The sequence below is a fragment of the Nostoc sp. FACHB-280 genome (genome assembly GCF_014697615.1).
Taxonomy (GTDB): domain Bacteria; phylum Cyanobacteriota; class Cyanobacteriia; order Cyanobacteriales; family Nostocaceae; genus Nostoc_B.
This window is the reverse complement of sequence record NZ_JACJSD010000020.1, coordinates 16,906-39,894: the sequence shown is the minus strand read 5'-3', so window position 1 is coordinate 39,894 and position 22,989 is coordinate 16,906. Positions and strand designations below refer to the sequence as shown.

17 protein-coding genes are annotated in these 22,989 nt (G+C 38.6%); 10 read left to right on the top strand and 7 right to left on the bottom strand.

Annotated elements, in window-relative coordinates; all coding sequences use genetic code 11:
- Positions 1-18: 18 nt before the first annotated feature.
- Entirely contained in the window at positions 19-1,155 is a 1,137-nt protein-coding gene (gene ssuD, locus H6G75_RS16215) for an FMNH2-dependent alkanesulfonate monooxygenase (RefSeq protein ID WP_190981054.1), read from the bottom strand.
- 372 nt (positions 1,156-1,527) lie between these two features.
- Complete coding sequence (locus tag H6G75_RS16210; RefSeq protein WP_190981053.1) at positions 1,528-2,283, bottom strand: dienelactone hydrolase family protein; 756 nt, start codon at positions 2,281-2,283, stop codon at positions 1,528-1,530.
- A 173-nt stretch (positions 2,284-2,456) separates the two neighbouring features.
- Here H6G75_RS16210 and H6G75_RS16205 point away from each other — a divergent pair, with 173 nt between their 5' ends.
- The 4 genes from H6G75_RS16205 (at position 2,457) to H6G75_RS16190 (ending at position 6,044) form a co-directional block, all read left to right on the top strand.
- Positions 2,457-2,822, top strand: a complete 366-nt coding sequence (locus tag H6G75_RS16205; protein WP_190981052.1) for a VOC family protein — start codon at positions 2,457-2,459, stop codon at positions 2,820-2,822.
- A gap of 3 nt (positions 2,823-2,825) precedes the next feature.
- Positions 2,826-3,848, top strand: coding sequence for a zinc-binding dehydrogenase (locus H6G75_RS16200; protein WP_190981051.1), 1,023 nt, complete (start codon positions 2,826-2,828; stop codon positions 3,846-3,848).
- Positions 3,849-4,166: 318 nt separating this feature from the next.
- A complete protein-coding gene (locus H6G75_RS16195; RefSeq protein ID WP_190981050.1) occupies positions 4,167-5,183 on the top strand; it encodes an iron ABC transporter permease in 1,017 nt (338 codons plus the stop codon).
- Positions 5,184-5,267: 84 nt separating this feature from the next.
- On the top strand, positions 5,268-6,044 hold the full coding sequence (locus H6G75_RS16190) for an ABC transporter ATP-binding protein (RefSeq protein ID WP_190981049.1): 777 nt from the start codon (positions 5,268-5,270) through the stop codon (positions 6,042-6,044).
- A gap of 88 nt (positions 6,045-6,132) precedes the next feature.
- Here H6G75_RS16190 and H6G75_RS16185 read toward each other — a convergent pair whose 3' ends face one another.
- The 3 genes from H6G75_RS16185 to H6G75_RS16175 all read right to left on the bottom strand — a co-directional run bounded on the left by H6G75_RS16185 (position 6,133) and on the right by H6G75_RS16175 (position 8,410).
- Positions 6,133-6,753 (bottom strand): hypothetical protein, encoded by a 621-nt coding sequence (locus tag H6G75_RS16185; RefSeq protein ID WP_190981048.1) that lies wholly within the window; start codon positions 6,751-6,753, stop codon positions 6,133-6,135.
- 66 nt (positions 6,754-6,819) lie between these two features.
- The gene (locus H6G75_RS16180) at positions 6,820-7,542 is read right to left on the bottom strand and encodes a cadmium resistance transporter (RefSeq protein ID WP_190981047.1); all 723 of its coding nucleotides are present in this window, start codon (positions 7,540-7,542) and stop codon (positions 6,820-6,822) included.
- 256 nt (positions 7,543-7,798) lie between these two features.
- Positions 7,799-8,410 carry a DUF1003 domain-containing protein gene (locus tag H6G75_RS16175; protein ID WP_190981046.1) on the bottom strand — a complete coding sequence of 204 codons (612 nt, stop codon included), beginning with the start codon at positions 8,408-8,410 and terminating at the stop codon, positions 7,799-7,801.
- Between the two features lie 268 nt (positions 8,411-8,678).
- Here H6G75_RS16175 and H6G75_RS16170 point away from each other — a divergent pair, with 268 nt between their 5' ends.
- Positions 8,679-9,605 (top strand): carbohydrate ABC transporter permease, encoded by a 927-nt coding sequence (locus H6G75_RS16170; protein ID WP_190981045.1) that lies wholly within the window; start codon positions 8,679-8,681, stop codon positions 9,603-9,605.
- 60 nt (positions 9,606-9,665) lie between these two features.
- Here the strand turns inward: H6G75_RS16170 and H6G75_RS16165 are convergent, their stop codons facing one another.
- Entirely contained in the window at positions 9,666-13,601 is a 3,936-nt protein-coding gene (locus H6G75_RS16165; RefSeq protein WP_190981044.1) for an AAA family ATPase, read from the bottom strand.
- Between the two features lie 879 nt (positions 13,602-14,480).
- On the opposite strand from H6G75_RS16165, the gene H6G75_RS16160 reads away from it, so the two are divergent.
- The 5 genes from H6G75_RS16160 (at position 14,481) to H6G75_RS16140 (ending at position 20,503) form a co-directional block, all read left to right on the top strand.
- On the top strand, positions 14,481-15,101 hold the full coding sequence (locus tag H6G75_RS16160) for a TMEM165/GDT1 family protein (RefSeq protein ID WP_190981043.1): 621 nt from the start codon (positions 14,481-14,483) through the stop codon (positions 15,099-15,101).
- Between the two features lie 184 nt (positions 15,102-15,285).
- Positions 15,286-16,017 carry a DNA repair protein RadC gene (gene radC / locus H6G75_RS16155; RefSeq protein ID WP_062289059.1) on the top strand — a complete coding sequence of 244 codons (732 nt, stop codon included), beginning with the start codon at positions 15,286-15,288 and terminating at the stop codon, positions 16,015-16,017.
- Positions 16,018-16,532: 515 nt separating this feature from the next.
- Positions 16,533-17,339, top strand: coding sequence for a GNAT family N-acetyltransferase (locus H6G75_RS16150; protein WP_190981042.1), 807 nt, complete (start codon positions 16,533-16,535; stop codon positions 17,337-17,339).
- Between the two features lie 47 nt (positions 17,340-17,386).
- Entirely contained in the window at positions 17,387-18,997 is a 1,611-nt protein-coding gene (locus H6G75_RS16145; RefSeq protein ID WP_190981041.1) for a glycosyltransferase family 39 protein, read from the top strand.
- Positions 18,998-19,354: 357 nt separating this feature from the next.
- Positions 19,355-20,503: a hypothetical protein gene (locus tag H6G75_RS16140; protein WP_190981040.1), complete on the top strand. Its 1,149-nt coding sequence runs from the start codon at positions 19,355-19,357 to the stop codon at positions 20,501-20,503.
- A 19-nt stretch (positions 20,504-20,522) separates the two neighbouring features.
- On the opposite strand, the gene H6G75_RS16135 is transcribed toward H6G75_RS16140, so the two are convergent.
- Entirely contained in the window at positions 20,523-22,817 is a 2,295-nt protein-coding gene (locus H6G75_RS16135; protein WP_190981039.1) for a glycosyltransferase, read from the bottom strand.
- Between the last annotated feature and the right edge of the window lie 172 nt (positions 22,818-22,989).

Here is a 22,989-nt window from a genome sequence, read left to right as displayed (position 1 = left end):
AAATGCGATCGCCTGCAACTACACAGGCTGGGGTTTAAGTAAATCTGTCTTGGTGACAAACTCGTTAAAGGGTGTTGGTAACTGCTGTGGTATGGCGATTTGCGAAGTTTGCAGTGGTAAGCGGGGGAAAAGTAACTCAGCGACGCGATAAGCTTCTTCTAAATGGGGGTAGCCGGAAAATACAAAGGTATCAATCCCTAAATCAGCATATTCCTGGATTCTGGCGGCTACTGTGTCTGGATCTCCGACTAAAGCTGTACCCGCACCACCCCGGACTAACCCGACACCAGACCATAAATTCGGGCTAATTTCTAAGTTTTGGCGACTACCGTTATTGAGCTGCGCCATCCGTCGTTGTCCTGCTGATTCTGACTGGATAAAGCGTTTGTGAGCAGCAGCAATTGTGTCATCATCAAGATATTTGATTAGTTCGTTGGCTGCATCCCAGGCTTTTTGGGTGGTTTCCCGAACAATAACGTGCATCCGAATGCCAAAACGGACTGTTCTACCTTGTTCAGCTGCTAATTGGCGGACTTTAGCAATTTTTTCGGCAACTTGGGCTGGTGGTTCACCCCAAGTTAAATAAACATCGATGTGTTTGGCTGCAACTTGCAAAGCCGCATCAGAAGAACCACCAAAATATAAGGTAGGGTAGGGCTTTTGGACTGGAGGGAATTGTAATTTAGCACCCTCAACTTGCAGGTGGCGACCTTTGAAGGTTACATCATCGCCTTGCATAAGCGATCGCCAAATTGTTAAAAATTCATCAGTCAATTCATAACGCTGGTCATGGTCTAAGAAAATCCCATCCTTAGCTAATTCTTTGGAATCGCCACCAGTCACCACGTTTAAAATAATGCGCCCGTTAGAAAGCTGGTCAAAGGTAGCAGCCATCCTCACTGCTAGGGAAGGTGACATAATTGCTGGACGAAACGCCACCAAAAACCTTAAACGTTCTGTCACCGGAATCAAAGAAGCAGCCACAATCCAAGTATCCTGCTTTTGTCCCGTCCCAATTAACATCCCACCGTAGCCTAATTTATCTACAGCTTGGGCTATTTGCTGCATATAGGGATAATTAGCTTGTCGTCTGCCAATTGTTGTCCCTAAATATCGTTCATCACCTTGGGTCGGTAAATACCAAAATATTTCCATAATTCTATCTCTGGCTAATTGTTTCGGTAGTTATTGCGGCATATTGTTCGCTAGTTAGCATTGCTGCTTTCACATCAATAAGTTGAGGAATTACTTTTTATTGATAGTAAATATTCCAGGCAATATTAATAAATAAATTCGCTGAAAAATCAAGATTTTTGCTAGTTTGAAAGTTGTGAAAAATCAAGGACAGTCTTCACTAACCTGATAATTTTCCCCAAAATTAATTAATGGGCTAGTAAATCTGAGTAACTCTAAACAAGGAAAGATTGGTAATAGTTAATTAATCATTATCTATTACCAAATCCGTGAATTTATGGCAGAGGTTATTTATGAGGTAGGGAGAAGTGATATGTAATAGGCAATTCAGGTTTAAACTGGTTGCAATTGCAAATTTTTCTGAAATAGGTCTAAAACTTGCTTCCACGCATCAGCAGCAGCTTCGGCATTATAGCTGGCGCGATGATTGCAGAAAAAGCCATGTTCTGCACCAGAATAGCGGAAGATTTGATGAGGAATACGGTGTTTTTGTAATTCCGCTTCTACTTGTTCGGTTTGTTCTAAAGGAATACCTTTATCTTCTGTACCGAAGAAGGCGTAAATTGGGTTTTTAATCTCTGAGGTACGGGTAATTGTGGGTTCTCCACCGCCGGGAGTGGAATTCGGAATTCCCCCTCCGTAAAAGGAAGCTGTGGCTTTGATATCTGGTAAGGTGGCTGCTAGATAAACAACATGACCACCAAAACAGAAACCAATAGAACCGATCGCATCTCCTTTGACGTTTGGTAGAGTTCTCAAGTAAGCGATCGCTGCTTGAATATCACTCAGTATGTCTTGGGCTTTTGTCTGATCCTTGGCCGCGCGTCCACGCTGAATATCATCAGGGGTATAACCAGCATCAAAACCAGGCGCAGTTCGTTGAAACAATGCTGGTGCGATCGCTACATACCCCTCGTTAGCTAGTCTTTCTGCAACTTCCCGAATGTGGATGTTGACTCCAAAGATTTCCTGAATCACAATCACGGCGGGAAATTTCCCTTCTTTGACAGGTTCCGCTAAATAAGCGTCGATCTGCAAATCTCCGTTTGGGACTTTAACTCGATTAGTACGAATTCCTGGGTGTGTCATCTTAAGAATTAGTCCACAATTCCTTTGAGGACAGGATTTTTATGGTGTGCCTGAAAAATACTACTAAATCTTGACCGACTTATCGTATTTTAAAAGTAGTATTCCACAAACATTGTTGAATAGCAAGTATTTTTTCTCAAACTAGGAACATTTATATCAACAGGAGAATGGAGATGCGACTGGAGGCAGTTCATCATATACAAGTGACATATCCGCGGGAAGTTGAGGAGGCGATACTGTTTTTTTACAGTCAAGTTTTGGGATTAAGCGAAATTAATCCACCTGAAGCCAGTAATTCTGGAGGGTGGTATTTGTTGGGGAACACAGAAATTCATGTGAGTCGAGAAGAAAACCCCCATAATCAAACATCTAGACGACATGTTTGTTTTCGAGTCAATGATTTGCATGGGTTTGCCGAACATTTAAAAGCCTATGATGTAGAAATTCTGCCAGGAACACCAATTCCGGGATGCGATCGCTTTTTTATCCGTGATCCTGGTGGAAACAGAATAGAAATTGCCGAATTTACAAAGGAATAACTTGTGTCTGATTTAATTAACAAACAAATCTTGCTCAAAAGCCGCCCGGTCGGTGAACCAAAAGAAAGTGATTTTGCCTTAGTCGAAGCCCCAATTTCTCCACCAGGCGAAGGCGAAGTTCTCAGCCGCACAATTTATTTATCTCTAGACCCTTATATGCGTGGCTTAATTAGTGCGGGTGAATCTTATGCAGCAAATGTAGAATTAAACTCAGTCATTGTGGGTGGTACAGTTAGCCAAGTAATTCAATCAAATCATCCGCAATTTCAAGCTGGAGATGTTGTTCTGAGTGGTAATGGTTGGCAAACTTATGCAGTAGCCAAAGGCGAAACATTGCGAAAACTTGATCCCAGCCAAGCACCTTTATCTTATAGTTTGGGTGTGTTGGGTATGCCTGGGCTAACTGCTTACGCGGCGCTGTTGGATATTGGTCAACCCAAAGCAGGCGAAACGGTAGTAATTTCTGCTGCTTCTGGGGCGGTGGGCGCAGTTGCAGGTCAAATTGCCAAAATCAAAGGTTGTCGAGTCATTGGAATTGTTGGCAGTGATGACAAGCGAGATTATATAGTCAAAGAACTAGGCTTTGATGTTGGGATTAATCGCAAAACTCAAGAACTTGATGTAGCATTAAAAGCCGCCGCGCCTAATGGTATTGACATTTATTTTGATAATACGGCCGGGGTGATATTAGAAACTGTGTTGCAGCAAATCAACTTAGGGGCGCGAATTCCCTTAGTTGGCTTGATTTCCGAATATAACGCCACATCTCCACCACATGGGCCGAATTTAAGACCTTTGTTAATTAAACGTGCGTTAATTAAAGGTTTTTTAGTGCGTGACTACCAACATCTAGCTGATGAATTTGTCCGCGATGTGGCTGGTTGGTTAAAGTCTGGTCAACTGAAATATAAAGAAGATGTCGTAGTTGGTTTAGAAAATTCGCCCCGTGCTTTTATTGGCTTATTGCGGGGTGAAAATTTTGGCAAGCTGGTTGTGAAAGTCAGTGAAGACCCAACGGTAGTTTAGGGAGGATGAGGGAGACAAGGGAGACAAGGGAGATGAGGGAGATGAGGGAGACAGGGGAGATAGTGAGTAGAGGATTTAGGTAATAACTTTCTGAGTGTTTATGTAATAGGACGAAAAACCAAGAGTTTGGAGTTTAGAACCTTACACATATTCTCAACACAAAACCTTTATGGGTAAGTCTTAATTCACTAGCTTTTTCTCTCTTATCTACCTTGTCCCCCTTGTCTACCTTGTCTACCTTGTCCCCCTTGTCTACCACGTCTTCCCTATCCCCTGATGATGGGATATTTTTTAATTGGAAGTCCCTAAAGTCTATTAATGAAAATCTCGTTACCAGCTGCTGTTACCAAAAACCGTATATTCTGGGCTGTTTTACTCATCAGTACAGCACTAATCATGACTCTAGTGCTGTCACTGTCTCAAGGCGCAGTCCCCTTGAGTTTTTCGCAATTGTGGGAGGCTATTCTACATCAAGGTGATCCCACTAACCAAACTATTATCTGGGATTTACGGCTACCGCGAATTGTTGCGGCGATGATTGTGGGTGCAGCTTTGGGAATGTCTGGCGCACTACTGCAAGGAATGTTACGTAATAGCCTGGCTGACCCTTTTATTTTAGGGATTTCCGCAGGTGCAGGATTAATTGTGATTGTGATGATTACTTTGCAATTTTTCCCCATTGCTATTCCCTTTGCAGCGTGGCTGGGTGCAATTTTGACCTCTGCCATAGTGATTTTTTTGGGTCGCGCCGGTTCCGGAATTTCCATTGAACGGCTGATTTTGGGAGGGGTCGCGGTCAGTTCTTTATTGGGTGCGGTGCAGAGTACATTATTATTACTCGCTGAAGATGGTCGCATTCAAGTGGCGTTGAGTTGGTTGGTGGGTAGCTTGAATGCTAGAGGATGGAAAGAAATTACGACAGCAGGGCCTTATATTATGGTGGCGCTGCTGTGTGGATGGTTGCTGGCGCGGTCTGTGAATGTGCTGGCTTTGGGTGATGATTTGGCTGTTGGTTTGGGAGTATCATTAACGCGATCGCGTTTATTAATTGGTGGTGTTGCAACTTTACTCGCCGCCGGTGCAGTTAGCATTAGTGGTTTGATTGGCTTTGTCGGTTTGATAGTACCGCATGGAGTCCGCTTGCTGGTTGGTACAGACCACCGTTTTGTTTTACCACTGTCAGCACTGGCAGGTGCATGGTTGCTGACCTTTGCAGATTTACTCTCTAGACTAGGTGCAGTTGAACTACCAGTAGGTTCTGTAACTGCTTTATTAGGTTCACCTTTATTTATCTGGTTGCTATATCGTCGTTCTTCTGGATTGGGTAAATCGTAAAAGTAAAATCCAGAATGGACAAGCTGTTAAATCTATAACCTGTAACCTGTAACCTCTAACCTGTAACCTATCACCTAATATAAAATGCCTTTAGAATTACAAAATCTCACTGGTGGTTACACCACAGAACCAATTGTTCAAGATATTAACCTCACCTTGCAAACCGGAGAATGGTTAAGTTTAGTTGGTGCGAATGGTTCTGGTAAATCAACCTTACTCAAATTATTGAGTCGAATTTTGACACCCCAACAGGGAATTGTCTTACTTGATGGTAAAGCAATTCATTCTCAACCACCGAACGTAGTAGCGCAGAAATTGGCATTATTACCACAACAACAAACTGTACCAGTGGGTTTGAATGTGCGGCAATTAGTCAGCTTAGGACGCACGCCGCATCAACCTTGGTGGCAATGGGAGTTAACAGCCCAAGATTGGCAAAAAGTTGATTTGGCAATTCAAAAAACCCAACTAGAAAATAAGTGCGATCGCCCAGTCGAACAACTTTCTGGTGGTGAAAGACAACGTGCCTTTTTAGCTTTAGCATTGGCGCAAGAACCCAAGGTTTTATTATTAGATGAACCAACTACTTATTTGGATATAAATTATCAACTGCAATTATTAGAATTGTTAAAAGATTTAAATCAACAACAGGAATTAACAATAGTCACAGTATTACATGAATTAAATTTAGCGGCACGCTATAGTTCTCGGATTGCCTTATTAAAACAAGGAAAACTTTGGGGAGTTGGTACACCCAAAGAAGTGTTAACACCCCAAGCGATCGCCCAAGTTTTTGGAGTAGAAGCTGTAATTATCCAAACACCAGTTGGTTTACAAGTTTGCGCTATTTCTGCTATATGAATCTAGCTCGCCTACAAAAAAGCCCTTAGATTTTCTTTATCTAAAGGCTAATGTTCAGGTATTACTTTGTCTCAGGATTCAGTCAGCTTTAATCTTCAATTGGTGCGTCAGGAACTTTGGTATCAATGTCAACTTGAGTCAAATTAGGAATTAACCAATCAATATCACCAACTTTGAAAACATTAGCAGGGGTAACGTTAAATTCAAGCACACCTGTTTCTGGATTAGATTTCGCTACTAATTGCGTTCCATCAACAACTTTAATCGCTAAAGGTTCTGTTAAACCTTCCGTATCTCCAGGTAATTTAGTCCCTGTTGGTAGATAAACACCATCGCAATCCCAATCATTATCTGTAATTTGACCATTTCCCAAAAAGTAGAGAGTATTTCCTTGGGCTAATTTTTTGGGTTTATGTGCATATACGCCGAGAGTTTTACCTGTTTCATTACGACACTGCGCCCAATCTTGTGCCGTTTCTAAAATATATTTTTGTAATTTTAAATCACCCAATTTACGCTCAATTTCTTCTGATGTATATTGCGAATCCGCAGGATTTTCTTTTAATTTTAAAAGATTATCAATTACTTGAGTAACTTCGGTATAATCAGTACCTTGTGTGAGATTGGGTTGACTCGCCCAAGAAGGTTGAGCAATTACTAAGTTGACTAAAAGTACTAAAGCAACGAGAGTCATTCGGAAGAGTTTCATGATATTTATCCTATTGATGATGAAAACTTGTTGGTTTATTAATGCTGGTTCAGCCAGCATTGATAACTATATTCTCCAGTCAACCTCACTAGATGTTTCTACTTGTGTATTGATGCCATATAGTTTGACTAAGCCTGTTAAAACTAAACAGCTAACAGCTAAGGCAATGGGAGGTAATGAAGCACTATCTAAAACGATAAACACACCTAAACCAATTAACACAAAGGGAACAATATTGTTACCATATTGTGAAATTAAATTACAGATAGCGGGTTGGCGGGTAAGTTTATATGTGCCATAGCACCAAACACCAACTAATGATAAAAAGACTGTAATAATAATAAGTAAACTAGAAAAATTTGCATTAGCAAACAATGGCATATAAATGCTCACATTATCACTACCATTGGCAATGGTAATAGCAGCTACACTAAAAGCTTGGGGAGATAACCAGTTAGTTAAGGGCGAAGATTTAGTTAATTCTGCTTCTGATGCGGTTGTTTCAGAGGAATCTTTGTCGGGATTTAATAGACGATTTAAGCCAATAGCGATGGGTGCAAAACCAAGAAAACCCATCCACGCAGAAGGCAAAATTAAACCTCCTAAAAAACCAACTAAACTAGCAATTACTAATGTACTAAAACCAAGATATTGACCAATCACGATGTGCCGACAACGGAAACTTGCATTCACTTGTGAGAATAACAGCGTCAGGATGACCAAATCATCCAAATTTGTAGCGGTAAAAGCTGTGATGCCGGTAGGAATGCTAGTAATAATTTCATTCATTTCTATTTCTCCTTGATCTGCACAGTGATGTCTGCATACTTTGGGAACTTGCTACTTTAAATAAGTGTAGAGGGGTAGCATCCAAAGTGAATTTATGTCACCAATGAATTGACATATTTGATTAGATAAAAAGACTGTAAATGCTGATTACAACTGAAGAGGGGAAGAGTCAAGATTTTAGTCTAGAACTGGCTCAAGATATTTAAAATTTAGACTCTCACTCTATTGAAAAGCTGAAATTGTAGGTAATTCATTGTTATCGGCGCATGTATTGATCTAGAAGTTTGGTATTATCGCTGATAAATTTATCTGGCTTGCTAACTGGGGTAACAGGGACTGTTTTAGGAAATTTCTCGTTAATCTGTACAATGAGTCCTGGTGCTAGAGTAACGCGATTATCTTTAACTTCTTTAGTAGCAGCTAAATGTACTTTCATTTCCCGCAGCATTTGTTGTTGTTCTTTAACGATTTGAGTCAATTCGGAAATTTGTTGTGTGTGTAGTGTATCCAGTTTTTCATGGAGTAGTTCAATATTTTGTCCGGCGCGTAAGTTTACTTGATGGTCAATTTCAGCGTTTCTCCGGTCAGTATCAGACTGGCGATTTTGACTCATTAAAACTATGGGTGCGGTGTAAGCTGAAGCGAAAGAAAATACCAAGTTCAGCATGATGAATGGCGACTCATCCCAGTGAGGAACTCCTGGTGCTAAATTCAACCCAACCCATCCAGCTAAGATTGTGCTTTGACAAATCAGAAATTTCCAAGAACCTACATGAGATGCGAGTTTATCAGCAAGGCGTTGACCGGAGGTTAATTCTTCAGTTGTAATTTGTTGTGGTTCCAATTTTTGATTAACTACTGACTTCATAATTTACCTCTCTGGGTGATTGCTGTCTGTGTTTTTGTTTATGGGTTTAATTTATGCTGTTACTCTGATAAATACAAATATTATTATTTTTTAAATTAATAAATTTAAGTGATTGATACCAAGAACAGCTAATAAATACTGAGATAAATTTAAAAATGATTAAGACAGCAATTCCCAAAGCTCAAATTGTGCGATCGCGCTGCAACTTCACTCCAACTGCATCTGTTCGTGTAATATGAGTTAGCCTTGCTGTCGAACTCACACAGTTATGAGTCAACTGACATCTAAAAATTGGATTCTCATTCAACAACGACTTACACCGTACTTGTTTTTGTTACCTGCGTTAGTGCTGTTGGGGTTAACGGTTTTTTGGCCTGCATTACAAGCCTTTTACCTCAGTTTCACCAGCTATGAAGATATTTCCCAGCCACCACAATGGATAGGTTTTGGCAATTTTCTGCGGTTGTGGAAAGATGCAGTGTTTTGGAAAACTTTAGAAAACACCTTTCTTTATCTGGTGGGTGTAGTTCCCATTCTCGTCATTACTCCCCTGGGTTTAGCAATTTTAGTCAATCAAAAACTGCGGGGTGTAAGTTGGTTTAGAGCCGCATATTATACACCAGTAGTAATTTCAATGGTAGTTGCAGGTATCGCCTGGAAATGGTTGTACGCCGAAAACGGTTTACTTAATCAGTTACTCAAAACTTTAGGAATCTTCCCTGAAGGAATTCCTTGGTTAACTAGTCCAGATAAAATTTTGGGTATCTTACCAATTTCTCTAGCCAGTGTGATGGCTGTAACTATGTGGAAGGGGTTAGGCTACTACATGGTAATTTATTTAGCTGGGTTACAATCAATCCCGGCTGATGTTTATGAAGCCGCCGCTATTGATGGTTCGGATGGTATCAGGAAACATTGGGATATCACGATCCCTTTGATGACACCTTATTTAGCTTTAGTAGCAGTAATTTCGGCTATTTCCGCCACAAAAGTTTTTGAAGAAGTATATATTATGACTCAAGGCGGGCCACTCAATAGTTCTAAAACAATTGTTTATTATTTATACGAACAAGCTTTTAGTAATTTAGATATTAGCTATGCTTGTACAATTGGTTTGATATTATTTTTGATAATTTTAGGTCTGTCAGTTTTACGGTTAACGCTGAATCAATCAGGGGGAGATTCTCTGGTTTAGCAGCAAAAAATTGAGAGATTCAAATACCCGACTTCTTGAAGAAGCCGGGTGTCTCGTTTTTCAGGAATAATTCAGAACTGCTACATCCAGGTTGGTGTTTTGTCGTTGGAGAATTCTGGCAAAAAATCCGGGATATTTAGCTTCTAAGTTTTTGACTTTAGCTGTGGCTCCCCAATGTATATAGCCATAGTAAGATTTAGTTAAATAAATCTCAGCTACAGTTACTTGATTATAAGCAAAATAAAATTCAGCGATTAATTCATTAGCTAAGGCTTCTTCTTGAATATACCCAGACTGGGCTGCACCTTGACTAGCTGCTTTGTAACGGGCGATCGCTTTTAAATTATTGCCTAAAACTCGCGCTTTTTCAGCAGCAATTAACTCATATTTATGTTGGTAATTTGCTGGGGCGTGGGTTGCCCAATTTCGCATTTTATTCTGATTATTTTCTATCTTGTGCAGTATTTGTTTTTGTGCATCTAGATGTTGTTGATTGCCATAACTACCTAACAATGCCAAAGAATAGTAAAAATTATGTACAGCTAATGCCATCGTTCCTAAAGAGCTTGCTGCATAGTTTTCTGCCAACTCAGCATTTTCTACAGATAAGTCATATTCTTTAAAGAAATACAGTAACATTGCTTTGCAAGAGTAAGCCATAAACAGTTCAGCATAATGATTATCACTCTGCAAAATTGGCAACATTTCTACTTCATTAAACTCATCACCAATTAAACAGTAGGTATAAGCTGAAGCGCCTGCTAAATTAGCCGCCGTTTGTCTAACTATACTAATTGCCTGAACCGCATTTTCTTGTTTTAGCTGCCGCATTAGATTGATGTATGTTGTTTGAGCATGACGCACATTATCTAAATGCTCACCCAACAAAAATTGATAGTAACAATAGTTAATGCTACTCTTGGCTGCATTTTCTAGATTATTGACTGCTAAACTCATATCCAAAGCTTCAACAAAAGCGGGAATTGTGGCTTGAGCGTGTTCTTGCCAATGACGAACATCAGCATTAAATATATTGACAACTTTGCATTTAATTTCTGGGTTGTCAAATCGAGCCATTAACTTCATTGCTAACTGGCCAAATTCATACCCAGTTTTAATATCTCCTAATACTCCACACAATAGCCAGCTATAAAGTGCATATCCGTAAGCAGCTTGGGGAGAATTGCCAAATCTTACACTCAAATTCACTATCTTAAAGATGACAAATGAGAACAGATGTGGAGCAGTGAAATAACTAGGAACAAGAATACTAGTTAAAATTTTGATGGCGGCAATTTTATAGGGGTCTGTCATCTCTGGCAATTGTGGCAAATTATCAATGCCTTTGATTTTGAGCAGTATTTTTGTTATCAGAGATTTACCCAGAATATTCTGTTGAGCAGTTTCTTTTGGCGAAGCAATACCCAGCATTTTTAAAGCCGAGGCTGCGCTATCAATTGCTGCTTGTATTTGGTTTTGATTCAGATAATATTGGATTTGAATTTCAAAGACTTTGATTTTATCTAAAGGTTTTTTGGCTTTGCTTACAACAATTGCTGATAGCTGTTGAACTTGATAATAATTGGCTGCTAGATATTCGGCTTCTATCAGTTCTAAATGTAGATTTAAGGCTAAATCGTAATTAGTAGACCAAGCTGTTTTAGGTAGCAGTCCTAAGCCAAAATTAAAGTATTTAACCGCAGTTGCATAGTCTGTTGATTTTTTTGCTTCTGTACCAGCAATTAAGTTGAGTACTGCTAAATGTTCTTTATCTGAGGTTTGGGTAATTAATTCCCAAGCTAGATTAAGTTGGGTAACAATGTCAAAGATATTTTCGGTGAGTGCAGTCTCAGGAATTTTTTGTAATAATAAGCGACCTATATTTAAATGTGTTTTTTGCTTGTGGTCATTGGGTATAAGAGAATATACAGTTTTTTGGAGGCGATCGCCTAAAAATTTATAAGTAATTTTATCGGTTCCTAATAATGGAAAAATTAGATTTAATTGCAGTGCTTCCGACAAAATATCCAGGGTAGCTTGTGGGGATATTTTTTGTGCGATCGCTAAATTATTTAAAGTAAACTGATTCCCTAAACAAGCGCCTAATTTTAAAGCTTGTAAGGTGATATCTGATAATTGTGGTAGAGTTTGAATCGCCGCTTCTAACACTCGCTCATCGGTAATACTAATTGCCTGAATTTCCTCTAATTTCCACTGCCATTGTCTATGAATAAAATCAAACCGCAATAAATTTGATTTCTCAATCTTGTGCAGTATTTGATTAATTAATAAGGGATTTCCTTGAGTCTTGTGATAAATTAATTGGGCTAAATCCCTAACTCTTGCATGATTCTTATGATGTAAAGGAAAACTGTGGAGTGTGAGCGTAGCATTGAGACTATCACTAATTAACTCACAGATATCCTCAATATCTAATGGCTGAAGCCCAATATTCTGCACTACAGGTTTGCAGAAGTGAATTTTTTCAACTGTCTGAATTAGGGGATGATGGGGATAAACTTCGCTATCTCTATACGCCCCGATTAACAGTAACCTTTGACTATATTGATTGCAGATAATTGTCTCAATTAATTGTAGTGAGGCTGCATCTGCCCATTGTAAATTATCTAAAAATAAAACTAATGGGTGTTCTGCTTTGGTAAACACCTCTAAAACTTGTTGCAAAACTTGATGTAGGCAATTTTGAGGTGAGCGATCGCCTAATTGTGATACATTACCAATAATTTGCGCTATGCCTGGGATTAAGTCAATAATTACCTGAATATTAACTCCTAATGCCTTAATTAGATTGTATTTACAACAGGCAATTTTTTCTGCACTTTCTGTTAGTATTTGCTCAATTAATCCTTGCAAAGCCTCAATAAATGCAGAATAAGGAATGTGTTGTTTTGACTGGTCAAACTGACCAGCAATAAAATATCCTTGTTGCTGCTCAATGAATTGAGCAATTTCATTAACAACGCTGGTTTTCCCACTTCCCAAGTCACCAGAAACTAAAATCATTTCTGTGCTACCAGTTGCTACTCGATAAAATCCATCTAGCAACAAGCGTATTTCTTGAATGCGTCCATAAAGTCTTTGAGGAATTTGAAAGCAAGCGAATTGATCTAGTTCTCCCAAATCGAATTCTGTAATTTCACCTTGACATTGCAGTTGATACAAACAAGTTTCTAAATCGGCTTTTAACCCTAAAGCATTTTGATACCTATCTTTAGGATTTATCGCCATTAATTTCATCACAATATCCGAAACTGCTTCAGGAATTTCTGAGTCAATTATGTGCGGTGGTAAGGGAGTTTTGGCAATTTGACATTGGCTCAAATCTAAAGCATCACTAGTTGTAAAGGGTAGTTTACCAGTTAACATTTCATAGCAAGTCACACCCAAACCATAAAAATCTGTCCGGTAGTCTAAAGATAGATTTGTAGTTGCGTTTTTTTCTGGGGAAATATTAGCTAAATGTTCAACTAGGTTTTTGGGACGATAAATACAGGGGGTTTCTGTTGACAGTTGCACAGCCATACTGAAATCGATTAACTTTACTGTCAAACTTTCTGGTATTAAAAGAATGTTGTGGGGGTTAATATCTCTATGAATAATCTGCTTTGTATGTATGCTGTGTAAACTTTGTGCTAACTGAATCGCTACAGCAAGAACCGTCAATACTGGCAATTTTCCTAAAGCTAATAGTTGATTAAAAGGTATCCCCCAAACATCTTCTAAAATTAGTGCTGAACTATGACCATATTTTTCTAAACTATGTGCTTTGATAACTCCTTTGACATCGCTGAGAGCCTGAAGAATTGTATACTCGTGGCGCAATTTTGTAATTTCTTCTGGCTTTGGATGTTTCGCCCTGGTAGTTTTAATAATAACTGTAGAGAAATCCGACTGACGACGACACCGATAGATAGAGGTGTCTACACTTTCATACAGATATTCATTGAGTAAGTAACCAGAAAGATTGGCAACCATTGTTTTTGTGAATTTCAATTATCATCTGAAATCTTTTTTGCCAATTATGAAGATATGATAAATAGCACAAGAATGGCTGACACTGAAACAAAAATTTACCTAATTAATTCACTACTCGAAATGAGTAGATATCATATCGTATTTATAAATTAAGAGCCATCAATTTTTTTGAAAAAATGTTATTACATTATAGAGAAATATATCTAACAGTATAATTACTTGTTCATCGGTCAAAAAATGGAGGAAATTGTTAAAATAAACCCAGTACTGTGATCAGCCTATTAAATATTATCTGTTCTCAGGCTATTACCAAAAAAAGAGTATTGCATCTCTATTCATTGTTGATGGGTAATGATGAAAGTGACTAGTAATGGTTATAGAAGACTGGTCAATATCTTAAAGCGATCGCCTGTACATTAGAATAAATATTTTTCTAGCTAACAGCCTCTTGTCATTGCCTCAACTGCTAAGATGGTTGTAGTTTGTGGCAATTGTGATAATTTCATGACTGACCACACTAATTTGAGATTTTAAATTTTGGAGCCATTGCGTTCTAGCAACTGGCGTGATTTTGAACTCAATCTAAATCACCAAGCTGTATACCCTTGTAGGTACAGTCAATCTAAAGTCTAAAATCCAAAATTGTTTGACTCTATCTTCAGACAGATGTAATATTTAAGTTAATCGAAGGGGAGTAGCTACTGGCATCAAGCCAGCTTATCTGAATCAACATACTGGTGATGAACCTGGTTCAGATATCAAATTTAAGTATTTGACAGCGAGACCTTCACTAAGTTCACAGACAAGATGTGAGCTTGGTGAGGTCTTTTGGCTCTCTTCAAGCTCACATCGCTAACAATGATTTAGGAGCTTGAGAGAGTGTTAACAGCTTTTACCGCAGGTTTATTATTAATTACCGTTTCTGAGCTTGGTGATAAAACTTTCTTTATCGCTGTAATTTTGTCGATGCACCATTCGCGGCGCTTAGTGTTTGCTGGAGTGACAGCCGCTTTAGCAGCGATGACTATCCTGTCGGTAGTATTTGGACAAGCTGCATCGTTACTGCCAAAAGTTTATATTCATTACGCTGAAATTGCTTTATTTATTGCCTTCGGTATTAAGTTGTTGTACGACGCAAGTAAAATGACTGCGGCTAGTTGTGACACAGATGTAGTCGAAGAAGCAGAAGCCGCCGTTAAAAAAGCAGATGCACAGTTACCCAAGCGCAAAACACCTTGGGCAATTTTAACCGAAGCCTTCTTATTAACATTTATGGCAGAGTGGGGCGATCGCACACAAATTGCTACCATTGCTTTAGCTGCTAGTTATAATCCAATTGGGGTAACAGTTGGAGCAGTTTTAGGACATAGTATTTGTGCTGCGATCGCAGTTATTGGTGGTAAACTCATTGCCGGACGTATTTCTGAACGCCAACTCACCTTTATTGGTGGATGTTTGTTTCTGATTTTTGGTGTAGTTGCGGCTGTAGAAGGAGCGTAAAGGGTAAAGCAGAGGGAGTAGGGGAGTAGAGAAGCAGAGGAAGAGTTTTTCGGTCACTCTCCACCCTTGAGCCTCTAACCCCTCTTGAAAAATTAAAGATTTTCTCAACTTAAGATAATTTGGAGCGCAAACAAGGGATAACTAAAAATAGTTCCATCTCGGTAACTATTTTCTGAATGCTTCTATGACCTATTGCCTGAGAATTGCTGATATCCCGACAAATGAACGTCCGCGTGAACGTTTGATGACTTATGGCCCGAAAATTTTAGGAACAGCAGAGTTAATTGCAATTCTTTTAGGTACTGGTCAAGGGCCAGGAAAACTCTCAGCCGTGGGTTTGGGACAATATCTGTTGCAAGAATTAGGCAAACATCAACGTGACCCATTAGCAGTTTTACGAGAAGTCACCCCAGCCGAACTCATGCAAGTTCCTGGTATTGGCCCAGCAAAAGCCACAACTATTTTAGCGGCGGTGGAACTAGGCAAACGTGCGTTTCAATCACGTCCTCAAGACGGCGTACCAATTGATAGTCCAATGGCGGCTGCGGCTGCACTCAGTCAAGATTTGATGTGGCAAGCGCAAGAACATTTTGCTGTCTTATTATTAGATGTCAAAAACCGTTTATTAGGTACACAAGTTATTAGCATTGGTACTGCGACCGAAACTTTAGCTTCACCACGAGAAATTTTTCGGGAAGTCATTCGTCAAGGTGCAACACGCGCTATAGTTGCTCACAACCATCCTTCAGGGAATGTTGAACCTAGCCAAGAAGATATAGAACTAACACGCCAATTATTAGCCGGAGCGCAATTATTAGGTATTCCGTTGCTAGATCATTTAATTTTAGGTAATGGAAATCACCAAAGTTTACGGGAAATTACAACTTTGTGGAATGATTATCCCCAAGGTGATTGATAGAAGTATGAAGTCTGAAATGAATAAACCCTGATAGATATTGAGCTTTTCAGCAATTTATCATCGATTCTTGATTTCCACCGACCTTGACTAACCTCTTTCTCTCTATCAACATTGAACTAAGAAACACTACGATATCTGAAAATTGTCTATTGACAACAAAAATAATCCATGTATTCGTAAAATTTGTATCTTATTGCCAGATTTTTCTCTAACTCAAAGGCATAATAAAAGCACTCATTTCTCACTCTGGTGACTCTACTAACTTCTCAAATCATGACGGGGAGAGGATTTGTTGATGAAATGGGGAAAATCAATACTGTTTTCAGAAGAGGTTTGGTGATAATTCTCAGATAAACTGACACGCTACTAAGTCAAGATTTATCAGAAGACCTTTCTGGAAATATATCCTAGAAAATCGCGTCTGTAACGCTTTGGCAGAATGGTGCATCGAATGTTTTGGTAAAGCGTGTGAATTGACTAGGATATCTCCGCACATCTCAGTTGGAAGACAGATGGAAATTTCTTACCGCAACATTCATCATTCACGCAATCTTTCTTCTTCTTGGACAGATTTTCCAGTCCTTCAAACCGATAAGTATATTTTGCGACTGGCTGCAACTGAAGAAGAATTAGAATCTATCTTCCGCTTGCGGTTTGAAGTATTTAATCTGGAATTAGGCTTGGGATTTTCTAGTTCCAGCCTCACCCAGATGGATAGGGATAAATTTGATGAAGTCTGTCATCATTTAATGTTGATTTCCAAACAAACGGGTCAAACAATTGGCACTTATCGGATGCAAACTTATCAAATGGCATCTCAAGGGTTGGGTTTTGATGCGGCTGATGTGTTTAATCTCAGCACAATGCCTGATCATATACTGCAAACATCGGTAGAAGTTGGACGTGCGTGTATTGCTAAAGAATTTCGTCACAGTCAAGCCTTGTTATTACTGTGGGAAGGACTAGCAAATTATCTTATCTGGAGTAAGAATAAATATTTTTTTGGTTGTGCCTCATTACTAACACAATCTGCGAGGCACGCTGCTTGTGCATATCATTTTTTTCAAAAAAACAATTTCACTCATGCGAGTATTTTAGTATCTCCCAATTCGCCATACAGTTTAGAAATTACGCCACCTTGTTTAGATAAATGTCAAGTTGAAATTCCCAAAATTTTACAAGCTTATTTAAGTATCGGGGCTAAAATATGTAGTTTGCCAGCAATTGATCGACAGTTTAAAACAATTGATTTTTTGACTATTTCTAACCTGGAAAATTTTACAAAATGGCATTTACCCAAGTGTTTGAATAATAAATAATTTGACTAGCGATCGCCATCTCTCATCTCCTTATAATTTATATAACTATGCAGCAGAACACAATCATGCCAAGTTGGTTGCGGTTTTTAATTATTGTTTTGCTGGTGATGGCTGTATTGTTCCGCTTTTTTAACCTAGATAGTAAAGTTTATTCCCATGATGAAACATATACATCATTGCGAATTTCTGGTTATACAGTCGCGGAAGTCAAACAGCAATTATTTAATAACCGTGTCATTTCTCCAGAGAGTTTAGCTCAGTTCCAAGGTGTTAATTCCCAAACAGGACTGAGTGATACGATTATGTCTTTAGCTAAAGAAAATCCCCAGCGTACACCCCTTTATTTTGCGATCGCAAGATTTTGGCTAGAAATTTTTGGTAATTCAATTACAGCAATTCGCAGTTTATCAGCTTGTATTAGCTTGTTGATATTTCCGGCTATTTATTGGTTATGTCGGGAATTATTTCCTTTATCGTTATCAGTATCTGGGATTGCGATCGCACTTGCCGCAGTTTCTCCAGTTTATCTGATATATGGCACAGAAGCCCAAGAATATATTCTGTGGTTTGTGACTATTATTATTAACAGTGCGGCACTCATCCGCGCTTTACGGCTAGAGTCAACATCTGGCAATAAACCAGCACCAGATCAGTTTACAAATTGGAGTCTTTATACAGTCACTTTAGTATTAAGTCTTTACACCTGTATATGGAGTATATTGGTTGCGATCGCACATGGAATTTATGTTATCACTATTGCCGGATTTCGGTTTAATAAAGCTTTTCTAGCTTACCTCTCAGCCTCAGTTGTCGCTTTTTTTGCATTTATTCCTTGGCTGATTATTGGATTAGCCAAATTTTTGCAGTTTTTACTATCAAATAATCAACTAAACAGCCAATTACCATCACAGCCTGTATTTCCATTCTTATTAACACAATTCAGGAGAATATTTTTTGATTTAGATATGATGTTAGATAACAATTACAGTTATCTAATTTTAGGATTTTTGGTTATTTTGGTAGGGTGTGCGATTTCCTTCCTCTGTCTGACTGCTAACTATCAAGTTTGGCTATTTATTGTAATTTTGATTTTAGTGCCATCACTACCATTAATATTATCAGCCTTAAACTCTGGCAGCATCGAGATAGGTTCTGAGCCGTATTTTTTCCCAGCATATTTAGGCATTCAAATTGCTGTCGCTTATTTGTTAGCCACACAAATGAATAACGGTGGTTTAGCAAGACGCAGAATTTGGCAAATCATTCTATCGCTGCTGATTATTTGTGGACTAGTTTCGTCGCGGATATATTACCAAGCTGGCACTTGGTGGAATAAAGGTGTGAGTTATGATAACTTCCAAGTTGCCCAAATTATTCATCGTTCTCCCCAGCCATTATTAATTAGTGACGCTGAAGGGATTAATTATGGTAATATCTTTTCTTTGAGTTATCTGTTAGAGTCAACTGTCCGGTTAAAATTAGTGAAAAATCAAATTATTCCCAAAATACCCGATGGGTATACACAAATTTTCTTCTTCAATATTGCTGATACTTGGCGACAAAAATTAGCAACTCAATACCAAGCAAAAATTAATCTTGTTTATCGAGATGAGTATTACTCACTCTGGGAATTACGCCAACCTCGTAAATCTCCCTAAAGTCTGATTTTGGCAACCATTCAATCTTATACCAATTTCTGATAAAGCTGCATAGAATTTGATCCCCTTGAGCATCCCCTTAAAAAGGGGGGGAAATTCTTCAAGTCCCCCTTTTTAAGGGGGATTTAGGGGGATCAGGATATGTGCAAATTCACATTTAATTAGTATTAAGTAATATTATGATAGTGAGTTAGGCACTGAGCTTGTTGAAGAAAATCTAGCGCAGTGTCATTCAAAATTAAAGCCAGTAGGGTGTGTTAGGTGTAAGCTGTAACGCACCGAAAACTTTGCTGTAGATGTATTATGCTGTTGCTAACACATCCTACATATATTTCAAAAATCGAATATGATTCTTCTATGAAAAAACTCATTAAACAACCAACACTATTTAAAAACATTAATCTCCCTATAAATGACTATCTTTTTGTAATTTTAATGTGCCTGGTGAGCAGATTGGTAATTATTATTGCCATGCAAGTCGTTGCTCCTTTCATGCACACATCACCTGTGCATCCAGATTGGCGACATCCATATCCTCTAGACTATACTCGTGGTTTTTTTCCGCAACCAGGTTGGGAATTATTTTCTCATTGGGATGGTAAATGGTATCGCAAAATAGCTGTTGAAGGTTATAGCTATGCTAGGGATGGTAATCAATATCCTATTGCTTTTTATCCTTTATTTCCCTTAATTAGTCGTGGGTTAATGATGTTGGGTTTACCCTTTGAAGTAGCGGGTACATTAGTGAATAATTTAGCTTTTTTAGGGGCATTGCTACTGTTGTATTCTTGGGTAAAAGAACATCATGGAACTAATGTAGCCAGATGGGCAACGGCTGTAATGGCTTGGTGTCCGTTTTCTTTATACGGCACAGTTATTTATACTGAAGGTTTGTTTCTATTGTTGACTACGGCAGCCTTGCGAGCATTTGATAATCGTCAATATGTTTGGGCTGCTGTTTGTGGGGCGTTGGCTAGTGCAACTCGCGCTACAGGAATTACATTATTACCTACTTTTCTTTTGATTGCTTGGCAAGAAAAGAAACCATTAAGTGCTTATATTGCAGGACTTTGTGTCCCATTAGGATTAATTTCATTTAGTTTATATTGTGCCATTGCTTTCAAAGATCCTTTAGCATTTGTGCATATCCAAAAAACATGGGCGCAACCAAGTTGGTGGGAAATTTTAACTGATGCTATTGCTGTGGGCAAAGATAGTTTAATTAAAGTTGTGATGGTATTTGGTGGCGGTTATATGTTGTGGTATTTTCGCCACCAGTTGAGTAAAACGGCTGTAACTTACGGTTTTTGTTCTTTGCTACTCATCATCTTTTCTGGAGCGTTGATGTCCGTTAGCCGTTATGTTTATGGCATTGTATCGCTTTCATGGGCATTAGGTTTGGTGTTTTCTCGCCACAATCGTTGGGGATATGCAATTTTAACTTGGTTTGCGATATCACTTTATGCTTATGCTTTTAATTTTTCTATTTGGAATTGGGTGGCGTAATACAGCTAAATTTTGTTAATTAAACCTTAGCTACAACCACGGGACTAACATCAATTTTGCGATTAAAAATAAAGCGGGGTTTGAGCAAGATTCTCAACACCAACCATAGAGAAATTAATTCTCCTGGTGCATTTTGTCGCTTCCATTGTCCGGGGCGACAAAATAATATTTCTACTAAATGACGATGTTGGCTAATCGTAACTGATTCAAATTGGAGGCGAATAATAGGAAACTCATTAGCAAATCCTTGACTCACAATTTCTGCTTTTAGCTGTAGATTTTCTTCAGCAATTTTGATTTTAAGTGTTTGACCAAGTAATAAATTGATTGGGGGTTGCTGAGTCAGTGCTATCTCTGCACCAATTTCTGACATCATTGTAGTGACACCCCAAAAACTTTCACTACCAATTTTTAACTCTACAACTCGCCGTAAATCAAACCATTCAAATTTATCTGTCTTGGGTGCATCTAAAAAAACTAAAATCGCAGAACCAATCATGATTAAGTTATAAATACTCCATAGCCAACCTACACCCACGCCTACGGTTTGTTCAGCCATTACTGGCGCTTGTGTGGCTATCATTTGTTTGAGTACACTCATGCAGAGATTTTGCCATAAACTAATAGCTGTAGCGATAAATAGTATGATTAGAGGTAAGGCTAATTTCCAGTTAAAAGTATAGCGATCGCTACTAATTCCTTTAGGTGTGACTTTAAATCCTGTGCCGAAGGGACGCAACAAAGATTGAATAACAGTCCAAGCCACAGGAAAACACATTACTAAAAAATAAATATCAGATAAAAACGCCGAACGCGAATATTTATTCAACCAGGCAAACACAGAAATATTGACTACATAAAGAGGCAACCAAAAATAAATTAATTCTGGCAAGTTTGCCCGAATAGGAATTACACCCAAAAATGAATAAACCAAAGGCATCAACAAAAAAGAAATTCGCGCGACATTGGCAAACCAAATCAAAAACCCGCTTAAGTGAGCTAATCTTTGGGTTAAAGTAAATCCAGGCAGAATCAACGGATTAGCTTGAATAAACAGTCCTTGGAGTGTACCTTGCGCCCAGCGCAAACGTTGAGTTGCATAAGCAGCTATATTTTCTGCTGCTAAACCTGCACTGAGTAATTCATTTAAATAAATAATGCGATAGCCATAAGCTGCTAAATTCACTCCTGTAAAATAATCTTCTGATAAAGATTCGGTAACAAAACCTCCCGTTTTCTCTAATGCAGCGCGACGCATCACAAAAGAAGTACCAGCGCAAATTGCACTTTCGACGTTATCTCGAATTGATTGCACATGGCGATGAAAGATTTCTTCATCAGGGGTGAGAATATTTTCTAAACCCAGATTTCGGGCTATGGGGTCATTATTATAAAAAGCTTGTGGTGTTTGCACTATGGCTATGGTTTTATCTTGAAAAAAGCCCACAGTCCGTAAGAGAAAGTTAGTGGTAGGAACAAAATCTGCATCAAAAACAGCGATTAATTCACTACTAGTTTGAGTCAGTGCATAATTTAAGTTGCCGGCTTTGGCATGTTGATTATTTGGGCGGCTGATATAATGACACTCCAGTTCGGCAGCTAATTCTTGCATTTCTGTGCGCTGATTATCATCCAAAAGATAGATGTTTTTTCGAGGATAATCTAGGGCTTGACAACCCATAATTGTGCGCCGCACAATAAACTCTGGTTCGTTGTAAGAAGGAATAAAAATATCTACAGATGGTGTAAACTCACCATTAATCACCGCGATAGATTTTTCATCAGCTTCCCGGTGACGTTCTTTAATATTTAACATTAAAAATAGTTCGATTAAGCTGCTAGAAAGCATCACAATTTCTAGAGCGAATAAGCCTAAACTAATTGTGCCATTTAAGGGGTCTGCGAGGTTAAATGTAGAGAGCGATCGCCATAACAAATAACGCACAGTCAAAATCATTAATATGCCAACGACTAACCTTTGTGACCAAACACGCGGTTGGGGTGAAAGTTTCATCACTGCAAACATTGTGACTAGCAATGCCAATGTCAGCGAAAGTAAATACTTGTTATGTACCATTGGCGCTTCTAACCACGTTGGTGGGTTCATTTGCCAAATGTAAATTTGAGCAAAAAACTGATTAATTGTCATTTCACCTGCAAACCAACCTGCTACCAGGAAGCCAGATAAAATCACAATACTCAAAAGTATGAACGCCACTAGGCGAAAGAGGAAAACTCTTTGTGTAATTAAATTATCATGATTTTTCTCTCCCTGATTCAAAAGATTAACTCTGGCAAGTTCAGGTTTCTGCACTTGATTAATCTCCTAAATAACTAAAAACTATGACTTACTTTAATGGAAATATTATATAGTCTATTCACGAGGGTTATCTTCAATTATTCGGGACAAAAATCATCTAGTTAACTTTTTTCGCCAATAATAAGTGATAAGTTAACTAGAATTAAATTCTGATAAAAATGGCTGA